20 protein-coding genes and 1 pseudogene are annotated in these 26,306 nt (G+C 67.2%); 8 read left to right on the top strand and 13 right to left on the bottom strand.

Features of this window, described 5'->3' with window-relative positions:
- Positions 1 to 284: 284 nt before the first annotated feature.
- From ppx to lpxH, 5 genes are all read left to right on the top strand, one after another.
- Positions 285 to 1,811, top strand: coding sequence for an exopolyphosphatase (gene ppx / locus N4G47_RS02735; protein ID WP_475285066.1), 1,527 nt, complete (start codon positions 285 to 287; stop codon positions 1,809 to 1,811).
- A 316-nt stretch (positions 1,812 to 2,127) separates the two neighbouring features.
- The gene (locus N4G47_RS02730; RefSeq protein ID WP_475285064.1) at positions 2,128 to 5,067 is read left to right on the top strand and encodes a TonB-dependent receptor domain-containing protein; all 2,940 of its coding nucleotides are present in this window, start codon (positions 2,128 to 2,130) and stop codon (positions 5,065 to 5,067) included.
- A 169-nt stretch (positions 5,068 to 5,236) separates the two neighbouring features.
- Complete coding sequence (locus tag N4G47_RS02725) at positions 5,237 to 6,382, top strand: glycosyltransferase family 4 protein (RefSeq protein ID WP_475285062.1); 1,146 nt, start codon at positions 5,237 to 5,239, stop codon at positions 6,380 to 6,382.
- Positions 6,363 to 6,902 carry a phosphatase PAP2 family protein gene (locus N4G47_RS02720; protein ID WP_309333427.1) on the top strand — a complete coding sequence of 180 codons (540 nt, stop codon included), beginning with the start codon at positions 6,363 to 6,365 and terminating at the stop codon, positions 6,900 to 6,902. Before N4G47_RS02725 ends, N4G47_RS02720 begins: the two co-directional genes overlap by 20 nt.
- A 94-nt stretch (positions 6,903 to 6,996) precedes the next feature.
- Complete coding sequence (lpxH, locus tag N4G47_RS02715; RefSeq protein ID WP_309333425.1) at positions 6,997 to 7,743, top strand: UDP-2,3-diacylglucosamine diphosphatase; 747 nt, start codon at positions 6,997 to 6,999, stop codon at positions 7,741 to 7,743.
- Positions 7,744 to 7,830: 87 nt separating this feature from the next.
- Here the strand turns inward: lpxH and N4G47_RS02710 are convergent, their stop codons facing one another.
- Positions 7,831 to 9,084: a M12 family metallo-peptidase gene (locus N4G47_RS02710; protein ID WP_475285059.1), complete on the bottom strand. Its 1,254-nt coding sequence runs from the start codon at positions 9,082 to 9,084 to the stop codon at positions 7,831 to 7,833.
- 226 nt (positions 9,085 to 9,310) lie between these two features.
- Here N4G47_RS02710 and N4G47_RS02705 point away from each other — a divergent pair, with 226 nt between their 5' ends.
- Entirely contained in the window at positions 9,311 to 10,768 is a 1,458-nt protein-coding gene (locus N4G47_RS02705) for a phospholipase effector Tle1 domain-containing protein (RefSeq protein ID WP_475285057.1), read from the top strand.
- A gap of 65 nt (positions 10,769 to 10,833) precedes the next feature.
- Here the strand turns inward: N4G47_RS02705 and N4G47_RS02700 are convergent, their stop codons facing one another.
- The 7 genes from N4G47_RS02700 to N4G47_RS02670 all read right to left on the bottom strand — a co-directional run bounded on the left by N4G47_RS02700 (position 10,834) and on the right by N4G47_RS02670 (position 19,380).
- Positions 10,834 to 11,658 (bottom strand): ferritin-like domain-containing protein, encoded by an 825-nt coding sequence (locus N4G47_RS02700; protein ID WP_475285055.1) that lies wholly within the window; start codon positions 11,656 to 11,658, stop codon positions 10,834 to 10,836.
- Positions 11,659 to 11,667: 9 nt separating this feature from the next.
- Positions 11,668 to 13,134 (bottom strand): amidophosphoribosyltransferase, encoded by a 1,467-nt coding sequence (gene purF, locus N4G47_RS02695; protein ID WP_057497638.1) that lies wholly within the window; start codon positions 13,132 to 13,134, stop codon positions 11,668 to 11,670.
- Between the two features lie 30 nt (positions 13,135 to 13,164).
- Entirely contained in the window at positions 13,165 to 13,926 is a 762-nt protein-coding gene (locus N4G47_RS02690) for a CvpA family protein (protein ID WP_475285053.1), read from the bottom strand.
- Between the two features lie 43 nt (positions 13,927 to 13,969).
- Complete coding sequence (locus N4G47_RS02685; protein ID WP_475285051.1) at positions 13,970 to 14,995, bottom strand: SPOR domain-containing protein; 1,026 nt, start codon at positions 14,993 to 14,995, stop codon at positions 13,970 to 13,972.
- Between the two features lie 81 nt (positions 14,996 to 15,076).
- Entirely contained in the window at positions 15,077 to 16,348 is a 1,272-nt protein-coding gene (folC, locus tag N4G47_RS02680; RefSeq protein ID WP_475285049.1) for a bifunctional tetrahydrofolate synthase/dihydrofolate synthase, read from the bottom strand.
- Between the two features lie 41 nt (positions 16,349 to 16,389).
- On the bottom strand, positions 16,390 to 17,034 hold the full coding sequence (locus tag N4G47_RS02675; protein WP_008268389.1) for a histidine phosphatase family protein: 645 nt from the start codon (positions 17,032 to 17,034) through the stop codon (positions 16,390 to 16,392).
- A gap of 180 nt (positions 17,035 to 17,214) precedes the next feature.
- Entirely contained in the window at positions 17,215 to 19,380 is a 2,166-nt protein-coding gene (locus N4G47_RS02670; RefSeq protein ID WP_475285047.1) for a S46 family peptidase, read from the bottom strand.
- A gap of 432 nt (positions 19,381 to 19,812) precedes the next feature.
- Here N4G47_RS02670 and tdh point away from each other — a divergent pair, with 432 nt between their 5' ends.
- The gene (gene tdh, locus N4G47_RS02665; RefSeq protein WP_032955954.1) at positions 19,813 to 20,835 is read left to right on the top strand and encodes an L-threonine 3-dehydrogenase; all 1,023 of its coding nucleotides are present in this window, start codon (positions 19,813 to 19,815) and stop codon (positions 20,833 to 20,835) included.
- A 131-nt stretch (positions 20,836 to 20,966) separates the two neighbouring features.
- Here tdh and N4G47_RS02660 read toward each other — a convergent pair whose 3' ends face one another.
- Positions 20,967 to 21,659: a TorF family putative porin gene (locus N4G47_RS02660; RefSeq protein WP_475285045.1), complete on the bottom strand. Its 693-nt coding sequence runs from the start codon at positions 21,657 to 21,659 to the stop codon at positions 20,967 to 20,969.
- 198 nt (positions 21,660 to 21,857) lie between these two features.
- On the opposite strand from N4G47_RS02660, the gene kbl reads away from it, so the two are divergent.
- On the top strand, positions 21,858 to 23,066 hold the full coding sequence (gene kbl / locus N4G47_RS02655; protein ID WP_475285043.1) for a glycine C-acetyltransferase: 1,209 nt from the start codon (positions 21,858 to 21,860) through the stop codon (positions 23,064 to 23,066).
- Positions 23,067 to 23,197: 131 nt separating this feature from the next.
- Here the strand turns inward: kbl and N4G47_RS02650 are convergent.
- The 4 genes and pseudogenes from N4G47_RS02650 to N4G47_RS02635 all read right to left on the bottom strand — a co-directional run.
- Positions 23,198 to 23,524: pseudogene (locus N4G47_RS02650) on the bottom strand (hypothetical protein); the annotation flags it as partial.
- A gap of 85 nt (positions 23,525 to 23,609) precedes the next feature.
- Positions 23,610 to 24,344 (bottom strand): pseudouridine synthase, encoded by a 735-nt coding sequence (locus N4G47_RS02645; RefSeq protein ID WP_249841817.1) that lies wholly within the window; start codon positions 24,342 to 24,344, stop codon positions 23,610 to 23,612.
- 94 nt (positions 24,345 to 24,438) lie between these two features.
- A complete protein-coding gene (locus N4G47_RS02640) occupies positions 24,439 to 24,945 on the bottom strand; it encodes a hypothetical protein (RefSeq protein WP_249841818.1) in 507 nt (168 codons plus the stop codon).
- A 218-nt stretch (positions 24,946 to 25,163) separates the two neighbouring features.
- Positions 25,164 to 26,255 carry an OmpA family protein gene (locus N4G47_RS02635; protein WP_107229974.1) on the bottom strand — a complete coding sequence of 364 codons (1,092 nt, stop codon included), beginning with the start codon at positions 26,253 to 26,255 and terminating at the stop codon, positions 25,164 to 25,166.
- Positions 26,256 to 26,306: the final 51 nt, after the last annotated feature.

Raw genomic sequence — 26,306 nt, 5'->3', positions numbered from 1 at the left:
CAACGGTCGGCACCCACCATCAGATCGCAGAGAACTGTCGAAGGCGGGGTGGGTCCGGTGGCAGGGGTGTGAGCCGCATGGATGCGGCGAACAAGCCCCCATGGACGGGTTCACGGCGTCCCCTGCCGTCGGACCCACCCCGCCATCCCACGGATCGCCCGCTGTTGCTGTTGCCATTGCTCTGGCCTCTGCGGGTGCAGGGCGCAGCCCTGCCGCACTCCCTCTTCCAAAATGTGAAGGCCACGCGGTGACGAGCACACCGCCCCTTCGGCTAACATTCGCCCATGCCGCATACCACCACGACTCCGCCCGCATTGCAGGATGGCGACCTGCTGGCCGCCATCGACCTTGGCTCCAACAGTTTCCACATGGTCATCGCGCGCTACACGCTCGGCCAGCTGCGGGTGATCGACCGCCTGCGCGAAACGGTGCGCATGGCCGATGGCCTGGATGGCAAGGGTGGCCTCTCCTCCGCTGCACGCCAACGTGCGCTGGAGTGCCTGGCCCGCTTCGGCCAGCGCATCCGCAATGTACCGCCGCACCGGGTGCGTGCGCTGGCCACCAACACCGTGCGCCAGCTGCGCTCGCCGCAATCGTTCCTGGTCCCGGCCGAGACTGCGCTGGGCCATGCCATCGAAGTGGTCAGCGGCCGCGAAGAAGCGCGCCTGATCTACCTCGGCGTGGCGCATGCGCAGCCGCCCAAGCCCGGCCAGCGCCGGCTGGTGATCGACATCGGCGGCGGCTCGACCGAATTCATCATCGGCATGGGCATGCAGACCCTGGAACGCGAGAGCCTGCAGGCCGGCTGCATCGCCAGCACGCGTCGCTTCTTCCCGGGCGGCAAGCTCAGCCGCAAGCGCTGGAAGGACGCGCTGGCCGAGATCGGCCGCGAGTTCCAGCCCTTCGCCAGCAAGTACCGCGCGCTGGGCTGGCAGGAGGCGCTGGGTTCGTCGGGCACGCACAAGGCGATCAGCGAGATCTGCGCGACGATGAAGCTGAGCAAGGGCGCGATCACCGCTGAAGCGCTGCCGCAGCTGCGCGACGAACTGCTGAAAGCCAAGAAGATCGACGACATCCAGTTGCCCGGCCTGTCCAGCGATCGTCGCCCGATCATCGCCGGCGGCATCCTGGTGCTGGAAGCCGCATTCCAGGCCCTGGGCCTGCAGAAGCTGCTGGTCAGCAAGGCGGCGATGCGCGAAGGCATCCTCTATGACATCGTCGGCCGTGCCGGCGACAACGACCTGCGCGAGGAGTCGGTGGCTGCGCTCAGCCAGCGCTATGGCATCGACGCCGTACAGGCCGACCGCGTGCAGGACACCGCACTGTCGCTGCTGGAGCAGGTGCAGGAGCGCTGGGCCCTGGATGCCGACGACGCACGCATGCTCGGCTGGGCCGCGCGCCTGCACGAGCTGGGCCTGATGATCGCGCACAGCGGCTACCACGTGCATGGCAGCTATGTACTGGAGCACTCGGACATTGCCGGCTTCTCGCGACAGGAGCAGCAGATGCTGGCCGCGCTGGTGCGCAGCCATCGCCGCAGCGTGCCCAAGACCGCGTTCGATGCCCTGCCCGAGCGCCTGCTGCTGACCGCACGCCGGCTGGCAGCCCTGCTGCGGCTGGCGGTGCTGCTCAATCGCGCCCATGAGAACGATCCGCTGCCGGCACTGGAGCTGACCGCTGACGACAACCGGCTGTCACTGATCGTGCCGCAGGCGTTCATCGATGCCCGCCCACTGCTGCGCGCCGACCTGATCGGCGAGAACGATGGCCTGGCCGGGCTGGGCATCCAGTTCCGCCCCTTCGTAGCCTGAATACGCGTCCCCGTGCGGGTCACGGGGCCACGAGGTGACGCGCTTCGCGCTCCGACTTTGCGCAGTCTGGCGGTTTTTTGTGCTGCCACGCAGCACGGCGAGGCCATGAGCGTTTCCGTGAACCCCACGTAACCGCCTGCTTTTGTTCACGTTTCGTGAAAAGACCAGGTGCGTCACGACATAAATGGATACGAACTCTTTACAGAGCATTAACCAACGAGACTACTATCGGGTCACCGGCTCGGTCATTGGCCATGCCGGCTTCCTTCGACGCCCGCTTTGGCGTCCTTTGCACGACCTGAGAGAGAGGCTCGCCATGACTTCACGCACCACCGCACTGGGGCAGGCCATCCGCTACGCCCTGGCTACCACTGCAGCGCTGGCCGCCCTGCCCGCCTTTGCCCAGGACGGCAGCAACGCCAACCCGACCAACCTCGACCGCATCGAGATCACCGGCTCGCGCATCCGCCAGGTGGACGTGGAGACCGCGCAGCCGGTGTTCGCGATCACCCGCACCGCCATCGAGCAGCAGGGCTTCAGCTCGGTCGCCGACATCCTGCAGAACGTCACCGCGATGGGCAGCCCGGCGATCAGCCGCGCCAACGCGCTGACCGCAGGTGAGAACGCGGGTGGCTCGTACATCGACATGCGCAACCTGGGCACCCAGCGCACGCTGGTGCTGATCAACGGCAAGCGCCTGGGCATCAGCACCTCCGGCTACCAGGACATCTCCACGATTCCGGTGTCGGCGGTGGAGCGCATCGAAGTGCTGAAGGATGGCGCGTCGGCCATCTACGGTTCCGATGCCATGTCCGGCGTGGTCAACATCATCACCCGCTCCAATGTCACCGGTGTGACCGCCAACGTCTACCACGGCCAGTTCAGCCAAGGCGACGGCGCGCGCGACCGCTTCGACGTGGTGGCGGGCTGGAGCAATGACCGCATCTCGCTGACCGTCGCGGCCGAACATGCCGAAGAAAAGGCCGTATGGGCCAAGGACCGTGGCTTCAGCGCCTACGGCCTGACCGACCGCCATGCCGACAACCTGACCAACTGGGCCACCATCAGCCAGTACGGCCAGTTCACCGGCGTGAAGGGTGTCCCGGGCTGCACCGCCAGCAGCGGCTGCAACTACTCGCTCAACCGCGGTACCGACCCGACCAACCCGGCCAATTACCACATCACCGATCCGACCGGGTTCACCGGCGACGTCAGCAACAGCAACGACCAGATGCACCTGAACTTCCCGCTCAAGCGTGATTCGGTGTACTTCGATGGCCGCTTCAAGATCACCGACAACGTCAACTTCCGCACCGAACTGGGCTACAACAAGCGCAAGGCCGTGCGCCAGATCGCCGGCTACCCGCTGCAGTCGAGCACCGCTGGCGTGGGCTCGATGTCGATCGACAGCTACTTCAACCCGTTCGGCCGCCAGCACGGCTACGCCACCCCGACCGCCGTGGCCTGGAACCGCCGCACCTGGGAAGTGCCGCGCGTGACCACCAGCGAGCTGAAGACCTACCGCGCGGTGGCTTCGTTCGACGGTTCGTTCGAGATCGGCAGCCGCTACTTCGATTGGGAAGCGGGCTACCAGTACAACCGCAACGAGCTGGAAACCATCGCCACCGGCAACCTGCACAAGGCCCGCGTCGCCGGCGGCGTCGGCCCGTCGTTCTACAATGCGGCCACCGGCAAGGTCCAGTGCGGTACCGCTGCCGCGCCGATCTCCTATGACGTGTGCAAGCCGTGGAACCCGCTGGTGCCGTACGGCACGATCGATCCGAACGGCATCGATGGCAACGCCGACCTGCAGGCCTGGCTGTTCCCGCCGGAAGTCACCACCGGCAAGACCACCAGCAAGAACTTCTTCGCCAACATCGCCGGTTCCATCGTGACCCTGCCGGCCGGCGATCTGGGCTTCGCCTTCGGTGTGGAAAGCCGCAAGGAAACCGGTGAGTACCGTCCGGATCCGCTGGCGCAGACCGGTGCCACCACCAACCTGGCCGCAGGCCCGACCGGTGGCGGCTACAAGGTCAACGAGGCGTACCTGGAAATCAACGTGCCGGTGCTGGCCGACCTGCCGGGTGCGAAGGAACTGACCTTCAACGGCGCTACCCGCTTCTCCGACTACGACACCTTCGGCAACACGCTCAACAGCAAGTTCGGCTTCAAGTGGAAGCCGTTCGACCAGCTGCTGGTCCGTGGTACCTGGGCTGAAGGCTTCCGCGCCCCGACCATCAGCGATCTGTACGGTGGTGGCTCGCAGACCTTCGCCCAGTTCAGCGATCCCTGCGACGTGCAGTTCGGCTCCTCGCGCACCAGCGCCGAAGTGCGTGCACGCTGCGCCCGTGACATCGCCAACGCTGCAACCTTCCGCCAGCTGCGCCAGGGCAACCAGCCGGTCGCCACCTCCGTCGATGCGACGCCGGTGCCGTTCGTGTCCGGTTCCAACCCGAGCCTGACCCCGGAAACCTCGACCAGCAAGACGCTGGGCCTGGTCTGGAGCCCGAGCTTCATCAAGAACTTCAACGCCTCGCTGGACTGGTGGAAGATCCGCATCGACAACACCATCGTTGCCGACAGCCCGACCCAGATCCTGATCGACTGCTACGAGCAGGGCATTGATGCACGCTGCCAGCGCTTCACCCGTGACAAGTCGACCGGCCCGACCGCCGGCATCGTCGATACCCTGCAGTTCGGCAGCCGCAACGCCGGCTTCATGGAAACCGAAGGCTACGACCTGGACCTGAACTACCGCCTGGAAACCAGCGTCGGCAAGTTCAACGCCGGCTGGGCCACCACCTATGTCAGCAAGAGCGAGTTCCGCTCGACCAACGACAGCACGGTGGTGCCGACCGTCTCCAACGGCATCGGCAGCAACTTCCGCGTCCGTTCGAACCTGGTGCTGGGCTGGGATCTGGGCAACTTCGGCGTCAGCTGGACCGCGCGCTACTACTCCGGCGTGAAGGAACAGTGCGTGGACATCCGTGCCTATCCGGACGAGTGCTCCGATCCGGGCGTGTACGCCCCGTGGTACAAGGGTGCACGCAACTACAACGAGCGTGGTTCGGTCACCTTCCACGACGTGCAGTTCCGTTACTCGCTGCCGTGGGATGCCACCGTCTCGGTCGGTGCCAACAACGTGTTCGAGAAGACCGGCCCGATCATGTACACCAAGCCGAACTCGGCCTTCTCGTACTACGGCGGCTACGACATCGGTCGCTTCGTCTACATGAAGTACCAGCAGCGCTTCTGATCCATCGCGCTGTGACATGAAGCACCACGACCACGGCCCTTCGGGGCCGTGGTTTTTCTGCCCGGCGCCGTCCATACGGTGGCCGGCAGCGGCGTCATCCAGCGGTCGCAATACGGTCATGTTGGCTACATCGCCAGGCCCGAGCATGCCCGAAACCCGGAGGCCCGCCATGCGCTATGCCATCGTCACCGAGACCTATCCGCCGGAAGTGAACGGCGTTGCCCTTACCGTGCAGGGGCTGGAACAGGGACTGCGCGCGGCCGGGCACGAGATCGACCTGGTACGCCCCCGCCAGGCCAGCGAAGCGCTCGATTCGGCGCCGGGCACCTTGCTGGTGCCGGGCGCGGCGCTGCCCCGTTACCCGGGCCTGCGCTTCGGCCTGCCGGCGCCGATCCGGCTCGGTCGGCACTGGCAGCAGCAACGCCCCGATGCGGTCTACGTTGCCACCGAAGGCCCGCTGGGCTGGTCGGCGCTGCGCACCGCGCGCCGCCTGGGCATTCCGGTTGCCAGCGGCTTCCACACGCGCTTCGACGAATACCTTCCCGATTACGGCGTAGCCTGGCTGCAGGCTGCGGCGATGCGCTGGATGCGGCGCTTCCACAACCAGGCCGATGCCACCCTGGTGCCGACCCGCGAACTGCAGCAGTTCCTCGGCGAGCAGGGTTTCGAGCGGGTGCGCCTGCTGGCCCGCGCGGTCGACAGCCAGCAGTTCGATCCGGGCCGGCGCGATCCCGCGCTGCGCGAGGAATGGGGCGTGGATGGCAACGGCCTGGTGGCCATCTATGTGGGCCGCATTGCCGCCGAAAAGAATCTGGGTCTTGCGGTAAAGGCGTTCCGCCGCCTGCAGCAGATCCGGCCGAAGGCGCGCTTCGTCTGGGTGGGCGATGGGCCCGCCCGCGAGAAGCTGGCGCATGAGAACCCCGACTTCATCTTCTGTGGCATCCAGCGCGGCGATGCCCTGGCCCGGCACTTCGCCAGCGGCGACCTGTTCCTGTTCCCCAGCCGCAGCGAGACCTTTGGCAACGTGACTCTGGAAAGCATGGCCAGCGGTGTGGCGACGGTGGCCTTCGATTACGGTGCCGCGCGCGAATACCTGCGTACCGGCGAGAACGGCGCGGCGGTGGACAGCGATGAGCAGTTCATCGACGCCGCCGTGCAACTGGCGGGCGATGATGCGCAACGGCGCGAGCTCGGCAGCAACGCCGCACGTGCGATGAAGCGGCTGCATCCCCAGCAGGTAGTGGCCGAGTTCGATGCCCTGCTGGCCGAACTGGCCCAGTCGCGGAGGAGCGGTCATGCGCACCACGCCGCTTGAACTGCTGGCCGGTCGCGAAGCGCGCCTGTGCCGGCGAGCCAACCACTATTGCCGGCGCCGCCGCGTGCGTCGACTGTTCGCGGTGATCAGCCGGCTCGGCGATGGCGTGTTCTGGTATGTGCTGATGGGTGCGCTGGTGCTGATCGATGGCTTTGACGGCCTGCGCGCGTCGGTGCACATGGCCGCCACCGGGCTGGCTGCGCTGTTGCTGTACAAGGGCCTCAAGCGTTGGACCCGACGTCCGCGCCCGTACGCGGCCGACCTGCGCATCCGCGCCTGGGTGGCGCCGCTGGACGAGTTCAGCTTCCCCTCCGGGCACACGCTGCACGCGGTGTCGTTCACCATCGTCGCACTGGCCTACTACCCGTGGCTGGCGCCGCTGCTGGTGCCGTTCACCTGCGGCGTGGCCCTGTCGCGCGTGGTACTGGGGCTGCATTACCCCAGCGATGTGCTGGCCGCCACCGGCATCGCCATCGGGCTGGCCTCGGCCAGCCTGGCCTGGTTGCCGCTGCCGGTGTAGCCCCCGGGGTCAGATCGCTTTTCCTTCGGAGAGGGATCTGACCCCTGCTACTCCTGCGGCGCTACCGTCATCGTTGATGCCCTAGAATGCGGGCATGACCACGTTGTTCATTTCCGACCTGCACCTGGACCCCAGCCGTCCGGAGATCACCGACCTGTTCCTGCGCTTCCTGCGCGAGCAGGCGCCCGGCGCCGATGCGCTGTACATCCTCGGCGACCTGTTCGAAGCCTGGATCGGCGACGACACGCCCTCGCCCGCCGCCGATGCGGTGGCCGATGCGTTGAAGGTGCTGTCCGACAGTGGCGTGCCGGTGTACTTCATCCGTGGCAACCGCGACTTCCTGCTCGGCGAGGACTATGCGCGCCGTGCCGGCCTGCGCATCCTGCCCGACCCGTGCGTGATCGAGCTGTACGGCCGCCCGGTGCTGCTGCAGCACGGCGATCTGCTGTGCACCGATGACATCCCCTATCAGCAGTTCCGTGCGCAGACCCGCGATCCGGCCTTCCAGGCACAGTTCCTGTCGCAGCCCCTGGCCGCTCGCATCGCCTTCGCACAGAAGGCACGTGACGCCAGCCAGGCCCGCCAGTCGGAAATGAAGCAGGGCGATCGTGCGCAGTTCGAGACCGTGACCGACGTGGCGCCGGCCGAGGTCGAGGCCACCTTCGTGCGCCATGGTGTGGACGCCATGATCCATGGCCATACACACCGCCCCGCCATCCATGCACTGCAGGCCGGCGGCCGCGACCGCACCCGCATCGTGCTGGGCGACTGGTACGAACAAGGCTCGGTACTGCGCGTGGATGCCAGCGGCTGGTCGCTGGAGACCCTCGCGCGCGACTGATGGATCGCAGGGTGCCAACCAAGGTTGGCATCTACCAGAGCAGGTGCACGCGCCCTGGTAGACGCCGACCCTGGTCGGCGCCTGGGCTCAGCGGAAGGCGGCGATCGTGTGCTTGGTGTTGACCAGCACGCGCTGGTTGTCGGCGGTACTGGCATTGCCCATCGGGATGCCGTTGTAGCTGATGTTCGGGTTCGACCAGTAGTTCAGGCGCGGGCAGCTGCGGGTGCAGTTGTAGGCCATGATGGTGCGCCAGCCGGTGCCGCTGGACGGTTCATAGCGGTAGCCATGGCCATAGGCATAGGGCGAGGTGCTCGGGTCGGTGGCGATGTCATGCCGTGCGCTCTGCAGGTGGCCGATCTCGTGCGCGAAGGAGTAGTACCCGGTCGCGCAGTCCCAGTACACCGCCGCGAACGCGGTCGACGCCGTCGAGCCGATACCCGATGCCAGGCCGCAATAGGCGCTGTTGTTGATCAGCAGTACGCCGACGTCGGCGGTGGTGTTGTTGCGGCTGGTGTGGATGCTGTCCATGTAGCCATCGCTGGTGCCACGGAACCGCGCCAGGTCGGTATCGAAGCTGCCCGACTCGCTGTAGCTGGTGGTCTCGTAGCCGGCCAGCTGCAGGGTGAGGCCGACGTTGCTGTTGGTGTAGCCCTGGTTGGACTCGGCCACCGCCAGCTGCACCAGCGACTGCATGTTGCCGCCGTAGGCCGCCACCGCTGCGTTGGTTGCCACCACCAGCACTCGGATGGTGGCCGGGGTGCCCGACGATGCCTGCGCGATGCCGATGCGGTCGCTGTCGCCCATCGGGATCTTCGGCAACTGGTTGTAGTCGGCCGGATGGTCGGCCGGCATCCGCGATTCGTCCACCTCGACCAGCACATGGCGGTTGCCCAGCGGGCGCAGCCGGTACAGCTTGCCGTCCTTGCGGATCGAACCGGTGAGGGTGTTGCCCGAGCGCACCAGGATCAGCGAATTACCCGGATCGTCCTGGCCGTTGGAGGTCGCGGCGGTCAGCTTGTCCGAAGGCGAACGGAACTGGCCATACCAGATGCTGCCGCCGTCGGGCAGCGCTTCGAGCTTGCTGCGTACTGCCTGCACGCGCTGGCCGAGCAGCTCGAATTCCAGCTGCGTCGATGCAGTGGCTGCCGCATCAACGCGGACTTCCTGCACCGTGGCCGTGGACGGGGTCGCCAGCAGCTTGCCCAGCGCGGGCTCGCTCGACGCCGAGGCGCGACTGAGTACCGTCACCGGTTCGAACAGGGGAGCCGCGTGTGCGGCCGCCACCACCGACAATCCCAACACCAGGCCACCTGCCGCTTTGCCAATCGATCTGGACAACATTGCGTCGCTCCTTGAATGATGTGAACAGCGTTGATGCAGCACGACCCGGATCTGCCGGGTTTGGCCATCTGGCCTGCGCAGGTCGTGTGAATTCAATAGATGATGAGAATGAAAATCGGGAAATGTGATCGACCGCATCTGCGTTCAGGCAGGTCAAAAGCGTCACTACACGTCGTCAACACACCACTTTCGCGCTACCGTGACGCAGCCACGACGGGGAATGCACATGGCACCATCGCAGGACACGGACGAAGCTGTCGGCATGCTGCGGATTGGCCTGTTCTTCGACGGCACCCGCAACAACGCGCACAACCTGGCGCGCGGCCGCCCGCAGCAACCGCAGCCCCGACCCGCGCAGATGCGGGCCGACGATGACTCGACCTACCAGAGCCGGCTGACCAGCAGCTACGACAACGGTCTGACCAACATCGCGCGATTGCAGCAGCTGTATCCGGACAGCCGCCGCCAAACCCATGCCTCACCTTCGCTGTCGATCTACGTGGAAGGGGTGGGAACCCGCGATGATGCCGACGACGATCTGATCGGACTGGCGTTCGGCATCGGCGCCAGCGGCGTGCGCGCCAAAGTGCAACGCGCATTGCAGGTGCTGTTGCCGGCGGCGCTGGCCGCGCTTTCCGCGCGCTGGACAACGCCGCTGCGGCGCGTGCAGCTGGACCTGTTCGGCTACTCGCGCGGTGCCGCTGCGGCACGTGACGTCGCCAACCAGCTACAGGGCTGGGACAGCGCGCGCTGGCGGCAGCAGTTGCAGGCCTCGGGCCTGGCCTGCACGGAGGACTTCGCACCGGCCACACCGGTGGTGCGCTTCATCGGGCTGTTCGACACGGTGGTAGCGGTCAACAGTGGGCGCGCGGACGAGCAGCCGCAGGTACGGCTGCGCGATGGCGTGGCCGCGCACGTGGTGCAGTTGACCGCGCGAGATGAGCATCGCCAGCACTATCCGCTCACCAGCGTGGCGCCCCCGTTTGCCGAAATCGCGTTGCCGGGAGTGCATGCCAACATCGGTGGCGGCTACAACCAGGTGGAGGAAGGACCGAAGCTGCTGAGCCGGCCACGGCGCCAGCAGCTGCGTCGCCCCGCCGTGGCCGATTACCAGACACCGCCGCTGGCGGTATTGCAGGCCACCACGGCCTATGCCGAAGCGCAGGCCGATGCCGAGCGCTGGCGGCAACAGCTGGGGGCGGGCGCGAACGAGGTCTGGGTGGACGTCTGGCACCAGTGGCAGCAGCAGCGCCGTGCGGGCAGCCGCAGCGTGCTGCTGGCGCCGACGCTGTATGTCACCGCAGCGGTGGTGCTGCGCCGGCGCATCGACTGGCGCTACCAGCTGATCGCACTGCAGGTGATGCAGCAGCACGCCATCGACGCCGGCGTGCAGTGGCGTGGCCATGCCGCCGATGTTGCCGAATGGGCATTGCCCTCCGCGCTGCAGCCGATCGCGCGTCGCCTGGTGGCTGGGCAGGCACTCACCCAGCCGCAGGAAGCGTTGCTGCGCCGGCGTTACCTGATGCAGTCGGCGCACTGGAATTTCGACGCGCTGGGCGACACCGCGCTGACCTACGCCGCCGACGCCGGGGTCAGCGAACTGCCCTACCGGCCCGGGCCAGGACTGTTCTACATCAACCGCCCCACCGTGGACGGCAAGCGTGTGGTGCTGCCGAACGCATGAAGAATGGGACGGAGGGAATCAAGTCGTTTGCGGCACAAGCGACTTGATTCCCTCCGTCGCTTTTTTCAGCCGGCCTGCTCGACCAGGTTGGCCAGCTCGTCGGCGTCGAAGCCGGCCAACAGGCGGGCCTCGATGTTGAACGGCCCGTGCAGGTAGCCGCCGGCGTACTCCACCAGCAGCTCCTTGAAGCGTGCGCGCGGCTCGACGCCGGCGCGGTCGCAGTACCAGCGGTACCAGCGCGAACCGGCGGCGACATGGGCCACTTCCTCGCGCAGGATCACCTCCAGCACCTCGGCGGTTTCACCGTCGCCCACATTGCGCAGCTTGTCGATCATGCCCGGGGTCACGTCCAGGCCACGCGCTTCCAGCACGCGCGGCACCAGCGCCATGCGCGCCAGACCATCGTGCGCGGTCTTTTCGCACATCTCCCACAGGCCGTTGTGCGCAGGAAAATCGGCGTAGTCATGGCCATGGGCCAGCAGCCGTTCGCGCAGCAGCATGAAGTGCCGCGATTCGTCATCGGCGCAGCTGACCCAATCGGCATGGAAGGCCGACGGCAGCCCGCGGAAGCGATACACCGCATCCCAGGCCAGATCGATGGCGTTGAGCTCGATGTGGGCAATGGCGTGGATGAAGGCGGCGCGTCCCTCCACGCCACCCAGTCCGCGTCGCGGCACTTCGCGCGGGTGCACCAGCACCAGCTGCGCCGGCCGGCCGGGCATGCGGATCGGCTCCGGCGCTGGCGCATCGGTGGCCACCTTCAGGCGGCCGGCGCGGAACGCGGCGGCATGGGCCTGGGTCAGCGCCACCTTGCGCAGCGGATCGGCTTCGGCCAGGCACTGCTGTGCAGCGCGCAGCAGATCGCCTCCTACGTCGGCTACATCCACCACGCCTGGACCTCAGGCGCGGCGCTTGTGCTTGGCGTCGTCCGAACGCAGCTGCTGGATGCGCTCGAAGTAGCCCGGTTCGATGCCGGTCGGGTAATGCCCGTTGAAGCAGGACGAATCGAAGCTGCGCAGCGCCGGATTGCCTTCGCTGACCGCCGCTTCCATGTCCTCGATGTCCTGGTAGATCAGCCAGTCGCAGCCCAGGTGGGCTTCGATCTCTTCCACACTGCGGTTATGCGCGACCAGCTCTTCGGCGGCCGGCATATCGATGCCGTAGATGTTCGGGAACCGCACCGGCGGCGCGGCGCTGGCCAGATAGACCTTGCGCGCGCCGGCATCGCGGGCCATCTGCACGATCTGCTGGCTGGTGGTGCCACGCACGATCGAATCGTCCACCAGCAGCACCACGCGGTTGCGGAACTCCAGGTGGATCGGGTTGAGCTTGCGGCGCACCGACTTCACGCGTTCACCCTGGCCCGGCATGATGAAGGTGCGGCCGATGTAGCGGTTCTTGATGAAGCCTTCGCGGTACTTCACCCCGAGCACGTTGGAGATCTCCAGCGCGGCATCGCGCGAGGTATCCGGAATCGGAATGATGGTGTCGATGTCGTGGTCCGGGCGCAGGCGCAGGATCTTCTCGCCCAGCTTGATGCCCATGCGCATGCGCGCCTTGTGCACCGAGACGTTGTCGATCATCGAATCCGGGCGCGCGAAGTACACGTACTCGAAGATGCACGGGGTGTGCTCGGCCGGCTCGGCGCAGATTTCCGAGAACAGTTCGCCGCGCGCGGTGATCACCAGCGCTTCGCCCGGCTGCACGTCACGCACGCGCTGGAAGCCCAGCACGTCCAGCGCGGCCGACTCGGAGGCGACGATGTACTCATCACCTTCGGCATGGCTGCGCTTGCCCAGCACCAGCGGCCGGATGCCGTGCGGATCGCGGAAGGCCACCAGACCCAGGCCCAGCACCACGCTGACCACCGCATAGCCGCCCTTGCAGCGACGGTGCACGCCGGCCACCGCACGGATCGCGGCTTCCGGGCTGAGCTGGCGCTGCTGCTCCAGTTCATAGGCAAACACGTTCAGCAGCACTTCGCTGTCCGAATCGGTGTTGACGTTGCGGCGGTCCTGCTCGAACACCTGCTGGCGCAACGCCTCGGTGTTGATCAGGTTGCCGTTGTGCGCCAGCGCAATGCCGTAGGGCGAATTGACGTAGAACGGCTGCGCCTCGTCCATGCCTTCCGAACCGGCGGTCGGATAACGCACGTGGGCGATGCCGACGCTGCCTTCCAGGGTGGACATGGTGCGGGCATCGAACACGTCCCGGACCAGGCCGGTGGCCTTCTGCACCCGCAGGCGACTGCCGTTGGCGGTGGCGATGCCTGCCGCGTCCTGGCCACGGTGCTGGAGAACGGTCAAGCCGTCATACAACTGCCCGGCGACGTTCTGGTTGCCGACGATTCCGACGATGCCACACATGGTGCGAGGTCTCCGCTGGGCTGTGCCCAGTTACAAGGAAGATGGCCGTGCCTGGCCGGGGATCCCGCCCGCGTCAGGCGCGGGCCGGGCCGGGCGCGCGGGCACCGGCTCGATGTTGCTGGGCAGTGCGGGGGCCCGCCTGGGCTCCGGCTCCACGTCCACGGGCCGCGGCCATCCGCCGCCCGCCACTACCTGGTTGAGAACGCCATTATCGCCTGTCACCGTCGGCTTGCCCAACACCTGCTGCGAAGATGGGGCGTCCTCGGCCAGAGGCAAGGGCAGCCGCTCCGGCAGCAGGGCCTGCAGCGGCAACGCCTGCGGCAATACCTCGTCCAGCTGTGGCAGTTGCGCCTGCATCCACGCCACCGCCGGTTGCAGCACCGGGCGCAGCTGCGACTGCTGCCACGCCGGCTCACCCGGCAGCGCGGTGAAGCCGGCCAGCAACAGCAGGACGCAGGCGAAGAATGCACCGCGGACCACACCCAGCGCCCCGCCCAGCAGACGATCGACGCCACCGAGCAGGGTCAGTTTGATCACCGCCTTCAGCAGCAGGCCCACCAGGCCTACCAGCACCACGGTGACCACGAATACGCCCAGATAGCCGGCCAGGTAATGACCGCTGCCCGGCGGCTGCGGCGCCGCCCACCAATGGGAGGCCTGGTTGCCGAAGGTGAACGCCGCCCAGCCGGCCAGCAGCCAGGACACCAGCGCCACCACCGTACCGACGAACCCACGGATGAAGCCGAACAGGGCGGACGCGCCGATCAGCACGCCCAGCACGATGTCGATCACGCGACCCGCTCCTGCCTTCGACAGCGGCGGAGTGCGCGTCGGGTCACGGGTGCGGGCGGACCATGCCGGCCACGCCGACCTTGGCGGCGACCTGCGCCTTCAGCTGTTCGGCATCGGCACGGTTGGCCACCGGCCCGACACGGACCCGATGCAGGGTGCCCTTTTCAGTGCGCACCTGTTCGACGAAGGCGCTGAATCCGGCGGCACGGACCTTGTCACGCAACGCGTTGGCATCGTTGGCCTGGCCAAAGGCGCCCAGCTGCACGGCGAAGCCGACGCCCGCCGCGGCCGGTGCGGCCGGGGTGACCGGCGCGGTTGCCGGCTTGCTGGCGGTGGCTTCCGGCTTGGCGGCTTCCGGTTTCGGTGCCGGCTTGGGCGGTTCCGGCTTGGCCGCCGGCGCGGTGGTGGCGGTAGGCGTGCTCGGCGGCAGGGATTCGCTGCGCACCGGGTTGCCATTGGCCGACGGCGCGGTGGCTGCGGCAGGGGTGCTGGCGTTCGGCGCGGCCGGCGCCGGGGTCGCAGCGGCCGTGCTGCCGGTGGCCGCATCCAGCGTGATCACTTCGGCCTTCACGTCGGAACGGATCTTCACCGCCTGCAGCCGGCCGGCTTCGGCCTGCGCGCGGTCGGCATACGGCCCGACGCGCACACGCCAGGCCGGGCGGCCATTGAGCGTGGTGGTTTCACTGAAACCGGGCAACTGCGAGCGCTGCAGGTGGGCGATCACCGCGTCGGCGTCGGCCTTGCTGCCGTAGGCACCGAAGGTGACTGCATAGTTGCCGGCGGCCACGGCCGGCGAGGTATCCACCGTCGGCGGCGTGGCCGGCGCGGCGGCATCGGCCAGTGGCTTGGCCTGGCCGCTCTGCAGGCCGGTGGCGCCACCGGCCGGAGCGACCAGCGGCAGCTCACGGGTTTCGAACTGGCCGTCGGCCGGTGCGTCCGGCGCGGCAATCGGCACATTGGCGACACCGCTGTCCGGCGCCGGTCCCTTGACCAGCATCGGCAGGAAGATCACGGCCAGTGCCACCAGCACGATGGCACCAATCAGACGCTGTTTCAGAGGCGTATCCACGTGAGGCAGGCAACTGTCCGGAGGTTGCGGTCGATTATACGGGTGCCGGACCGGGCGGCGTCGGCGTTGGCTGAACGTGGATCAGGCCGGGTCCTGCAGCCATTGCAGTGCAGCGGCGGCGGTATGGAAGGAACCCAACACCAGCACCCGGTCGCCCCGCTCGGCCTTCGCCAGCACCTGCGCCAGCGCCTGCTCAACGGTACCGGCCAGGGTCGCGCTGGCGGCTGCGGTATCGGCCAGCCGATCCTGCAGCTGGGCCGCGCTCTGCCCGCGCGGGCCGTCCAGGCCGGCCAGGGTCCACGCCCCCACCACCTCCTGCAGCGCCTGCACCACGCCCACCGCGTCCTTGTCCTGCAGCGCGGCGTACACCGCCAGCGTGCGGCCGCTGCACACCTCGGCCTTCAGTGCACGGGCCAGCTGGCCGGCAGCCTGCGGGTTGTGGCCGACATCGACGCGGATCTGCACGCCATCACGCTCGAAGGCCTGCAGGCGGCCGGCGATGCGCGCCGCCGCGATACCCGCCGCCCACGCGGCACGTGGCACCGGCTTGTCCAGCGCGCGCAGCGCGGCCACGGCGGCGCCGGCGTTGGCCAGCTGGATCGGACCGGCCATCGCCGGGGTCGGCAGCTCCATGCGCAGGCCGACATCGCGCCAGCGCCAGCGCTGGGCATCGATCGGCTCGTAGAAATAATCGCTGCCGCCACGGATGGCGTTGGCCCCCAGCAGGTAGGCGCGCGCCAGCACGCTGGAGGGCGGATCGGTCTCGCCGAGGATCACCGGCTTCCAGCCACGGATGATGCCAGCCTTCTCGGCACCGATCGTCTCGCGATCTTCGCCCAGCCACTCGGCATGGTCGATGTCCACGGTGGTGATCACCGAGACGTCGGCGTCGACGATGTTCACCGCGTCCAGGCGGCCGCCGAGCCCCACTTCCAGCACCGCCAGGTCCAGCCCGGCGTCGGCGAACAGCTGCAGTGCCGCCAGCGTGCCGTACTCGAAATAGGTCAGCGTGGTGTCACCGCGGGCGGCCTCGATGGTGTTGAAGGCGGCCACCAGCGCAGCATCGTCCACGTCCTGGCCGTCGATGCGCACGCGCTCGTTGTAGCGCAGCAGGTGCGGCGAGGTGTACGCGCCGACCTTCCAGCCGGCGGCGCGCGCGATGGCCTCGATGAAGGCCACCGTGGAGCCCTTGCCGTTGGTGCCACCGACCACGATGGTGCGCTTGGCCGGCGCGCCCAGCCCCATCGCCGTGGCCACGGCGCGTACGCGCTCCAGGCCCATGTCGATGGTCGCCGGGTGCTGGCGTTCAATGTAGTCCAGCCAGTCGGCCAGGGTGGTCGGGGTGTTCGTCACGGCAGCGGTTCCAGCAGAAGCAGTTGATGCGAGGGGATGGATCAGAGAGCGCGGTGCTTGGCTTCACCGAAGAACGGCGTGTGGTGGGCGCAGTCGTTCAGGCGCACCACTTCCAGGCTGTCCAGGTCGGCGCCTTCGAGCAGGTTGAGCGTGGTCGGCGCCTGGCGGAAGGTCCACAGGCGGGAAATCGGCAAGCCCAGCACCTTGCACAGGATCACCCGGTTGACCGCGTCGTGGGCGACCACCAGCAGGGTGTCGTGCTCGCCGAGGCCTTCGGTGGCACGGGCCAGGCCACGCCAGCTGCGTTCCAGCACCAGGCGCAGCGATTCACCACCGGGCATCAGCACGGTGTCCGGCTCCTCGCGCCAGGCCTGCAGGCGCGACGGATCCTTCTCGTGGATCTCGCTGGCCAGCAGCCCTTCCCATTCGCCGTGGGCGATTTCCTGCAGTTCCGGCTCGGTCAGCAGCATGTCGGCACGGGCCGCGCCCAGCGCCAGCTGCGCGGTGCGCTGCGCGCGCGACAACGGCGAGGCGACGGCACGGGTGATGTCGACCGAGGCCAGGCGGGCACCCAGTGCCTGGGCCTGGGCTTCACCGATCGGCGAAAGCGGGATATCGATCTGGCCCTGGTAGCGGCCTTCGGCGTTCCACGGCGTTTCGCCGTGACGGGCAAGCAGGATGCGCATGCGAACAAGGGGTCCTGGGGGAGGAAGGTTCCGTTTCGTTCACATCCTGTGAAGTACGCGGAACAGGGATGATACCTGTTCGGCGCACCGGGCCGGACCGGGCATGAAAAAACCCCGCGACGTGGGTCGCGGGGTTTCAGGTCCGGCAGCAGGCGTTGCCGGCCAGCGGCCGGCACTACCTTACTTGGCCAGGTTCAATTCCTTCAGCAGCTGCGGTGCCGGCGCAACTTCCTGCATGATCCACTGCATATAGCGGCTGTCGACCGAGATCATGCGGGTCATCACCGGGTCGAACACCCAGTTGGAGCTGACCGATTCCCAGTTGCCGTCGAAGGCCAGGCCAACCAGCTTGCCGTTGGCGTCCAGCACCGGCGAACCGGAATTGCCACCGGTGATGTCCAGGTTGGACAGGAAGTTCACCGGCACCGAGCCGATGCGCTTGTCTTCCAGGCCGCCGTAACGCTTGGCCTTGACCGCATCGAGCAGCGCCTTGGGCGCATCGAACGGATCCACGCCGGTGTCCTTGGCGACGATGCCTTCCAGCGTGGTGAACGGGGTGTAGGCCACGCCGTCCTTGGGCTCATAGCCCATCACGTTGCCGAAGGTGATGCGCAGCGACAGGTTGGCATCGGGGTAGACGAACTCGCCCTGGCTCTTCTTGTAGTCGGCCAGCGCCTGCAGATACAGCGGACGCGCGGTCAGCGATTCGCCTTCGCGGATCTTCTTCTGCTCTTCCTGCTTCAGCAGCGAGGGCATGACCGCCACCGCGTACTGGATGGCCGGATCGCTGCTGGCCTCGAACGCGGCGCGGTCGGCCTTGAACCACTTCAGGCGCGCGTCCAGGCTGCCCAGCTCGGTGCCCGACAGCTTGCCGACCAGCGCCTTGACCGCGTTGGCATCGCTGCCGCCCAGCCAGCTGTTCAGCACCTCGTTGTTGCGCTGCGCGGCCGGCAGAGCGACGTACTGGTCCAGCCAGTAGGTCTGCAGCTGCTGGTCCATCTTCGCCACGTAGCGGCGATCCATCTGCTTCAGACCGCCTTCCAGGGTCGGCAGGTCGCGCTGCTGGTAGCCCACTTCACGCTCGGCGTCCGGCTTGGCACGCTCGATCGACAGGCGGTACAGGCCGATGGCGGTGCTGACCGCCTGGGTGTTGTTGAACTGGCCGACGAACAGGTCACGTTCGCGGGTGGCCTTGCTGGTGTCCAGGTGCTTGACCAGCTGCGCGTGTGCGGCCAGTGCCGGCTTGCCGGCGGCGCCCTGCTTCTTCAGCCAGGCCAGCACGGCCGCTTCCTCGGCCTGCTTCTGGCCGGCAGCGTCGATACGCTTGAAGCCTTCCAGCTGGCCCGAGTAGTTCTTGGCCACGTTGTTCATGCTGGCGGCGGTGGCGGCGTACTTCACCTTGACGTCGGCGTCGGCCTTGCCGGCCTCGTCGATCATCTTCAGCACCGCGTTGTAGTGCTTGGCAATGGTCGGGTAGGTCCAGTTGGCGGTTTCGTTGAACTCGCCGGCCAGTGCGTAGCGATTGGTGCGGCCCGGATAGCCGGCCACCATCACGAAGTCGCCGGCGCCCAGCGGCTGGTCGGTGAACTTCAGGAAGTGCTTGGGCTGGTAGGGCACGTTGTCGGCCGAGAACGCGGCCGGCTTGCCATCCTTGCCGACGTAGGCGCGGTAGAACGAGAAGTCGCCGGTGTGGCGCGGCCACATCCAGTTGTCGACGTCGCCGCCGTACTTGCCGACGCTGCCCGGGGGCGCGTAGACCAGGCGCACGTCCTTGATTTCCATGTTGCGGAACAGGCGGTAGGTGTTGCCGCCGGAGAAGGTGTACAGGCGGCAGCGGAAGCCGTCCTCGGCTTCACAGGCGGCGACCTGGGCCTTGTCGAAGGCATCCAGCGCACGGCTGCGGGCCAGCGGGTCGTTGCCGGCCGCGGCAATGGCGGCCTTGGCCTGCGCGGTGACGTCGGTGATCTGGTCCAGCACGTAGACGCGGGCGTTCGGGCCGGCGCTCAGTTCATCGCTGTGCTTCGGCGCGTTGAAGCCGTCCTTGATCAGGTTCTTCTGCGCGGTCGAATTCAGCTGGATGGCGCCATAGGCACAGTGGTGGTTGGTGACCACCAGGCCCTGCGGCGAGACGAAGCTGGCGGTGCAGCCGCCGAGGGCAACGACCGCGCCCATCGGGTCGCCGGTCAGGTTGGACAGCTGCTCCGGGGACAGCTTCAGGCCGGCCTTCTGCAGCGGGCCGGCAATTTCCGGCAGCTGCTGCGGCACCCACATGCCTTCAGCGGCATGGGCGACCTGGGCCAGCCCGAGGCTGGCGACGATGGAGAATGCAAGCAGGTTAGAGCGCATGGAGCGGCCCCTGGTAGTGGAACCCTCGATTGTAGCCCGCCGCCCTGCCCCGGCCCGAACCCCGGAAGTCATGCAATCAGGTGCTTCCACCGTTCAGCTTCTCCATTGCGATCGGTCAGAGGCGAGAGGCCAGGCCGATGCAGGACACGCCGTAAACCCATCCATGGGGGCTCGGTCGCGCCATCCATGGCGCTCACGGTCCTGCATCGGCCTGGCCTCTCGCCTCCCCACAGTCCCCTCGCCTCGGACGGTAGCGCCGAGCCATGCCCGGCGAGCGAAGCGACGCCGCTGTTCGCAGTACGTTCGAAACGCCCGCCGGCGCAAGCCTTTCGTTCCGCCAAAGCACCCGCAGCGCAACATGGGAAATCCGCGCAGCACCCTATAATCCGCGCTTTCCCCCTGATGAGTTCCACCCCGATGGCGCAGCAAACGATGAAGGCCCTGGTCAAGCGCGAAGCGGCCAAGGGCATCTGGCTGGAAGAAGTTCCGGTGCCGACCCCGGGCCCCAACGAGGTCCTGATCAAGCTGGAGAAGACCGCAATCTGCGGCACCGACCTGCACATCTACCTGTGGGACGAGTGGAGCCAGCGCACCATCAAGCCGGGCCTGACCATCGGCCATGAGTTCGTCGGCCGCATCGCCGCGCTCGGCTCGGCGGTGACCGGCTACGAGATCGGCCAGCGTGTCTCGGCCGAAGGCCACATCGTCTGCGGCCATTGCCGCAACTGCCGTGGCGGCCGCCCGCACCTGTGCCCGAACACTGTGGGCATCGGCGTCAACGTCAACGGCGCGTTCGCCGAATACATGGTGATGCCGGCCAGCAACCTGTGGCCGATCCCGGACCAGATTCCGTCGGAACTGGCCGCATTCTTCGATCCGTACGGCAACGCCGCGCACTGTGCGCTGGAGTTCGATGTGATCGGTGAGGACGTGCTGATCACCGGTGCCGGCCCGATCGGCATCATCGCCGCGGGCATCTGCAAGCACATCGGTGCACGCAACGTGGTGGTGACCGACGTCAACGACTTCCGCCTGAAGCTGGCCGCCGACATGGGCGCCACCCGCGTGGTCAACGTCGCCAACCAGTCGCTGAAGGACGTGATGAAGGAACTGCACATGGAGGGCTTCGACGTGGGCCTGGAAATGAGCGGCAACCCGCGTGCGTTCAACGACATGCTCGACTGCATGTACCACGGCGGCAAGATCGCCATGCTCGGCATCATGCCCAAGGGTGCCGGCTGCGACTGGGACAAGATCATCTTCAAGGGCCTGACCGTGCAGGGCATCTACGGCCGCAAGATGTACGAGACCTGGTACAAGATGACCCAGCTGGTGCTGTCCGGTTTCCCGCTCGGCAAGGTGATGACCCACCAGCTGCCGATCGACGAGTTCCAGAAGGGCTTTGACCTGATGGAAGAAGGCAAGGCCGGCAAGGTCGTCCTCAGCTGGAATTGATCCTTCGCCGCGCGCGATGGGTGGGTGCCGAGCTTGCTCGGCACACCTTGAAATTGAAAAAGGCGCCCGATGGGCGCCTTTTTCGTAGAGCGTGCCAGGCAAGCCTGGCACCTACCGTAATGCCTGCGGCGTTACTTTCCGACCGCCACGGTCAGCAGCACGCGGCTGTGTGCCAGCTTGCCCGAGTTCTCGCGGCCATTGCTGTCGGTGCCGTAGTAACCCAGGCCGACGTTGAACAGGCCGAACTGGCGGCTGACGCCGACGTTCCAGTCGGTGTAGTCCTTGGCCAGGCCCTGCTCGAAGCTGCTGCGGCCGACATTGGCGCTCAGTGCGAAGTCGTTCGGCAGACCCCACTGGCCACCGACACCGTAGTACCAGCCATCGGTGCCGCTGTTCCACTGGTCGTTGGTGTAGGCCACGGTCAGCTTGTAGGTCTCATCCAGCGTGGTGGTGGTGACCAGTTCGTTGTAGTTCTGGTTGCTGGCACCGATGTAGGTGTAGCGGTTGAGCAGCACGTCGAAGTTGACGCGCGGGGTGACGTCCACGCCGTAACCGATCTGGTAGTCGACCTCGGTGTTCGGGTCACCCGGACCGAAGTCCACGCCCGAACCCCAGACACCGGCATACAGGCCGACCGGCGAGGTGTAGGTGAAGCCCGCCTGCAGGGTCGGCTTCTCGTCGGTCTGCGACACACCACGGAACAGGTAGTCCGACACGGCGGTGACGTTCCAGCTGTACGGCGATTCGTTGTCCTGGGCGCTGGCCGCGAACGGCGCAAGGGTCAGGGCGGCGGCAATGGCGAGGCAGGCACGGGCGTGCTTCATGGGCGTCTCCGGTGGGGGCGGTGGCGTGGAAGGCGGATGCGGGAACCGGAGCCAGACAGGTCCGGTTCACGAATTTTTAACCCGTTTGCTATTGCGATGCAACATGTGCCGGCCATGGCGGGGCCGCCGATCACCCGGTCCGGGGTCACCGATGCCCGGTAGAATCAGCGGTTTCCCGTGCTGAGCCGTGCCCACGCCATGACCGACGCCTCCTCCGCCCTGACCCGCCACTATGCAGACGAACTGGACGCCATCCGCGCCCAGGGCCTGTTCAAGTCCGAGCGGATCATCACCAGCCCGCAGTCCGCCGAGATCACCCTCGACGACGGCCGCACGGTGCTGAACTTCTGCGCCAACAACTACCTGGGCCTGGCCGACCACCCGGACCTGATCCAGGCAGCCAAGGATGCGCTGGACAGCCACGGCTTCGGCATGGCCTCGGTGCGCTTCATCTGCGGCACCCAGGACCTGCACAAGCAGCTGGAAAAGCAGATCGCCGACTTCTTCGGCAAGCAGGACACCATCCTGTATGCGGCCTGCTTCGACGCCAACGGCGGTCTGTTCGAGCCGCTGCTCGGCGAGAACGACGCGATCATTTCCGATGCGCTGAACCACGCCTCGATCATCGACGGCGTGCGCCTGTGCAAGGCCAAGCGCTTCCGCTACGCCAACTGCGACATGGCCGATCTGGAAGCGCAGCTGCAGGCTGCCGATGCCGCCGGCTGCAAGACCAAGCTGATCACCACCGATGGCGTGTTCTCGATGGACGGTTTCATCGCGCCGCTGGACGAGATCACCGCGCTGGCGAAGAAGTACAACGCGCTGGTGCATATCGATGAGTGCCATGCCACCGGCTTCCTCGGCGCCACCGGCCGCGGCTCGGCCGAGGTCAAGGGTGTGCTGGAGAAGATCGACATCATCACCGGCACCCTGGGCAAGGCCATGGGCGGCGCGCTGGGCGGTTTCACCTGCGCCAGCGCCGAGGTGATCGAGCTGCTGCGCCAGCGCTCGCGCCCGTACCTGTTCTCCAACTCGCTGCCGCCGCACGTGGTCGCCGCCGGCATCAAGGCGTTCGAGATGCTGGCCGCCGCCGATGACCTGCGCAGCACGCTGGCCGAGAACACCGCCTACTTCCGCCAGAAGATGACCGCGGCCGGCTTCGACGTGAAGCCCGGCGTGCACCCGATCAGCCCGGTGATGCTGTACGACGCCCCACTGGCGCAGAAGTTCGCCGAGCGCCTGCTGGAAGAAGGCATCTATGCGATCGGCTTCTTCTTCCCGGTAGTCCCCAAGGGCCAGGCGCGCATCCGCACCCAGATCAGCGCGGCGCACAGCCGCGAGCATCTGGATCGCGCGATCGATGCGTTCACCCGCATCGGCGTCGAGCTGGGCGTGATCAAGGCCTGATCAGGTCCGGGGTCGGATCCCCTTCCGCAGGAAAGGGCTCTGACCCCACCGGGCAGAGCGTGCCGACCAAGGTCGGCACCTACCGGAGCCAGATGGCGTGCCGACCAGGGTCGGCACCTGTCGGCGTCACTTCTTTTCTTCTTGCCCTTCGGCTCGTCCTTGCTGGCCACCACCACCGGCTTGGCGGCAGCATCCTGCGCGTTGCCCTTGGCCACGCGGATGCCGTTGGCCTTCATCCAGGCATCGAACTGGTCGGCGGTCATCTTCTGGTCGCCGTTGCTCATCATGAAGCGGTAACTGCCGCGACCATCCAGCTCCGGGGTCTTCACTTCCACCACCGGGGTCTCGGCCGGCGTTTCCGCCTTGGCCACCTTCTTGTGGCCGCCACAGGCGGCCAGCAGTACGACCGGCAGCAGCAGGCCGGCGCAGCGCAGGGTTTGGTTGAGGGTCAGGTACATGGGCACGCTCCGTTCAAGTAGATCGAAAGCCAGGCGCCCCCTACGCCTGGAACGGTGGCCGGCGGCTGCCGGCCGCGGGCGATGATCAGCCCGCTGCAGCGGCCCCCAGCCGCTGCTGGTCGCTGACCTGCAACACCCGCCATTGGCCCTTGCCGAGATCACCGAGCGCCAGCCCGCCGATCGCGACCCGGACCAGGCGCAGCACCTGCAGGTCGAAGGCCGCCAGCAGGCGGCGGATGTGGCGGTTGCGGCCCTCGTCGAGGACCACCTCCAGCCACGCGGTCTTGTCGCCGCTGCGCAGCACACGCACGGCCTGGGCCACCAGGAACTCGCCATCGTCCTGCACGCCGGCCTGCAGGGCCGCCAGCGTCGCCTCATCGGGCAGATGGTCGACCTGCACGTGGTAGGTTTTGTCCGGCCCGGTCTGCGGGTCGGTCAGCCGCGCCGCCCATTGCGGGTCGTTGCTGAACAGCAGCAACCCTTCGCTGGCCTTGTCCAGGCGCCCGACCGGGGCGATCCAGGGCAGACCGGCACCATCGAAACAGCGGTACACGGTGTCGCGCCCACGCTCGTCCTGCGCGGTGGTCACCACCCCGCGCGGCTTGTTGAGCATCAGGTACAGGCGCTGCGGCGCGCCCATCGGCTGGCCGTCGACCTCGATCGGCGGCGCCGGCTGGCCAATCGGGAATTCCGGATCGCGCACGATGCGGCCGGACACGCGTACGCGGCCATCGGCGATCCAGCGCGCGGCCTCGCTGCGCGAGCACACACCGGCCTTGGACAACACACGCGCCAGGCCATGACGGACACCGGCCGGCATGGCAGCGGGCGTCGCACGCCCACGCGGTGCGTGGGAGCGGGCAGCGGGGGCAGCAGGGGGCGGCGCGTGCGCAAGCCTCTGCTCCCCGCGCGCCTTACTTCTTCTCGCCCGGCTTGGTCTCAGCCGGTGCTTCGGCGGCGGCCGGGGCAGCCGCCGGTGCCGGACGCGCCTTGACCACACGCACGCCGCGCGCCTTCATCCAGGCGTCGAACTCCTCGGCGGTCATGCGCTTGCCGTTCTGGCTCATGTCAAAGCGCCAGGGCGTGTTGTCGAATTCGGTCTGCGGCTTGTACGCCGCCGGATCGTTCGGCTTCACCGCCGGTGCGCTCGGGATGGCCTTGGCGATGTTCTGGCAACCATCGATGCGCAGACGCTGCAGCACCTGGTCCAGCGACTGCGAGGGGTCATAGCTGCTGCTCAGCACGCCGGCCGGCATGCCCAGCTGATTGCCACGGATGTACAGCTCGTCGGCCACCGGTGCGATGGTCGTAGCCGGCAACGGCAGCGGCGTGGCGCTGGTGTTGACCGAGCAATCAACCGCAGCGTGGGCGGCGGGAACCAGGGCCAGCGCCAGGACGGCGGCCGATGCAGAGCGCAGCATGAGGGGCATCCACGGAAGGAAGTGACGCGGCGAGTGTAGCAATGCCGCGACAGCTTTCAAGCGCCACTTTCAATGAATACGCCAACTCATTGGTTTCATGGATAAATTACCGACGAACGGTCTGCCCGATCGGCGTGCGGCCAGAATCCGGGCCGCACAAACAACAAGACCCGGCCGAAGCCGGGTCCTGCTGTGTCTTACGGGCAGAGCGTCAGAACTTAGTTCTGGACGTTCAGCTCGGTACGACGGTTCTTGGCGCGACCTTCCGGGTTGTCCGAACCATCCGGGTTGGTGTTCGGAGCAATCGGACGGCTCTCGCCGTAGCCGATCGGGCCGACCAGGCGACCGGCGTCAACGCCGTTCTTGGTCAGGTAGTTGTACACGGCGGTGGCGCGACGCTCGGACAGCTTCTGGTTGTAAGCGTCGGTACCCTTCGAGTCGGTGTGACCGGCAACTTCAACGCGCAGATCCGGGTAACGCTTCAGGATCTCGGTGGCTTCGCTCAGGATCGCCACGGCGTCCGGACGCAGGTTCGACTTGTCGAAGTCGAAGTTCACGCCCTTCAGGTCGATGGAGACCGGCACCGGGCAACCGTCCGGACCGATGGTCTGACCCGGCTGCGAGTTCGGGCACTTGTCGTCGCAGTTGTTGACGCCGTCACCGTCGTCGTCCAGGTCGGCGCAGCTCGGGGCAACCGGAGCCGGAGCCGGAGCAGCCGCGACCGGAGCCGGGCCCAGCGGGATCACGACGCCGACCGAAGCCAGCACGTCGCCGAACCAGCTTTCGTTGCGGGCGGCAACGCTCTGGTCGTCGAAGTCAGCGCGGTAGGCCACTTCGGCGCGGACAGCAACGCGCTTGTCGAAGGTGGTCTGCAGGCCGACGCCCAGCTTGGCGGCAACGTTGCCGTCCTTGCGCTCACGCGGACCGTTGTTGTCCAGCGCGGCGTACTCTTCTTCCGACTTCTGGTAGCCCAGGCCACCGACGATGTACGGGTTCCAGCCGCGGCCTTCCTTGATGAAGTGGCGACGCAGGTCCAGCGAGATGCCGTACTGCGACCAGTTCAGGTCCTGGTTGCTGTCGAAGTTCGGGTTCTGGTAGTTCAGCTCACCGTCCAGCGACCAGTTCGGGCTGATGAACTTACCCAGGCCCAGGGTCACGAACGGAGCGTCATTGGTCAGACGGTCGCTGTCCTGGAAGTTGAAGCCGGCCGAACCGGTCAGGTACCAGCGGTCATCGAACTCCTGCGCAGAAGCTGCCTGGGCAAAAGCCAGGCCGCCCAGCAGCGCTGCAGTAAGGATCTTCTTGTTCATTGAGTACAGCTCCTATTTCGGGGGTATGAAACCGGTAGAGGCATGGGCCAG

It is taken from the genome of Stenotrophomonas sp. GSD10 (assembly GCF_056172695.1).
Note: the sequence above shows the minus strand (reverse complement) of the source record. Positions and strands in the feature narration are given on the sequence as shown.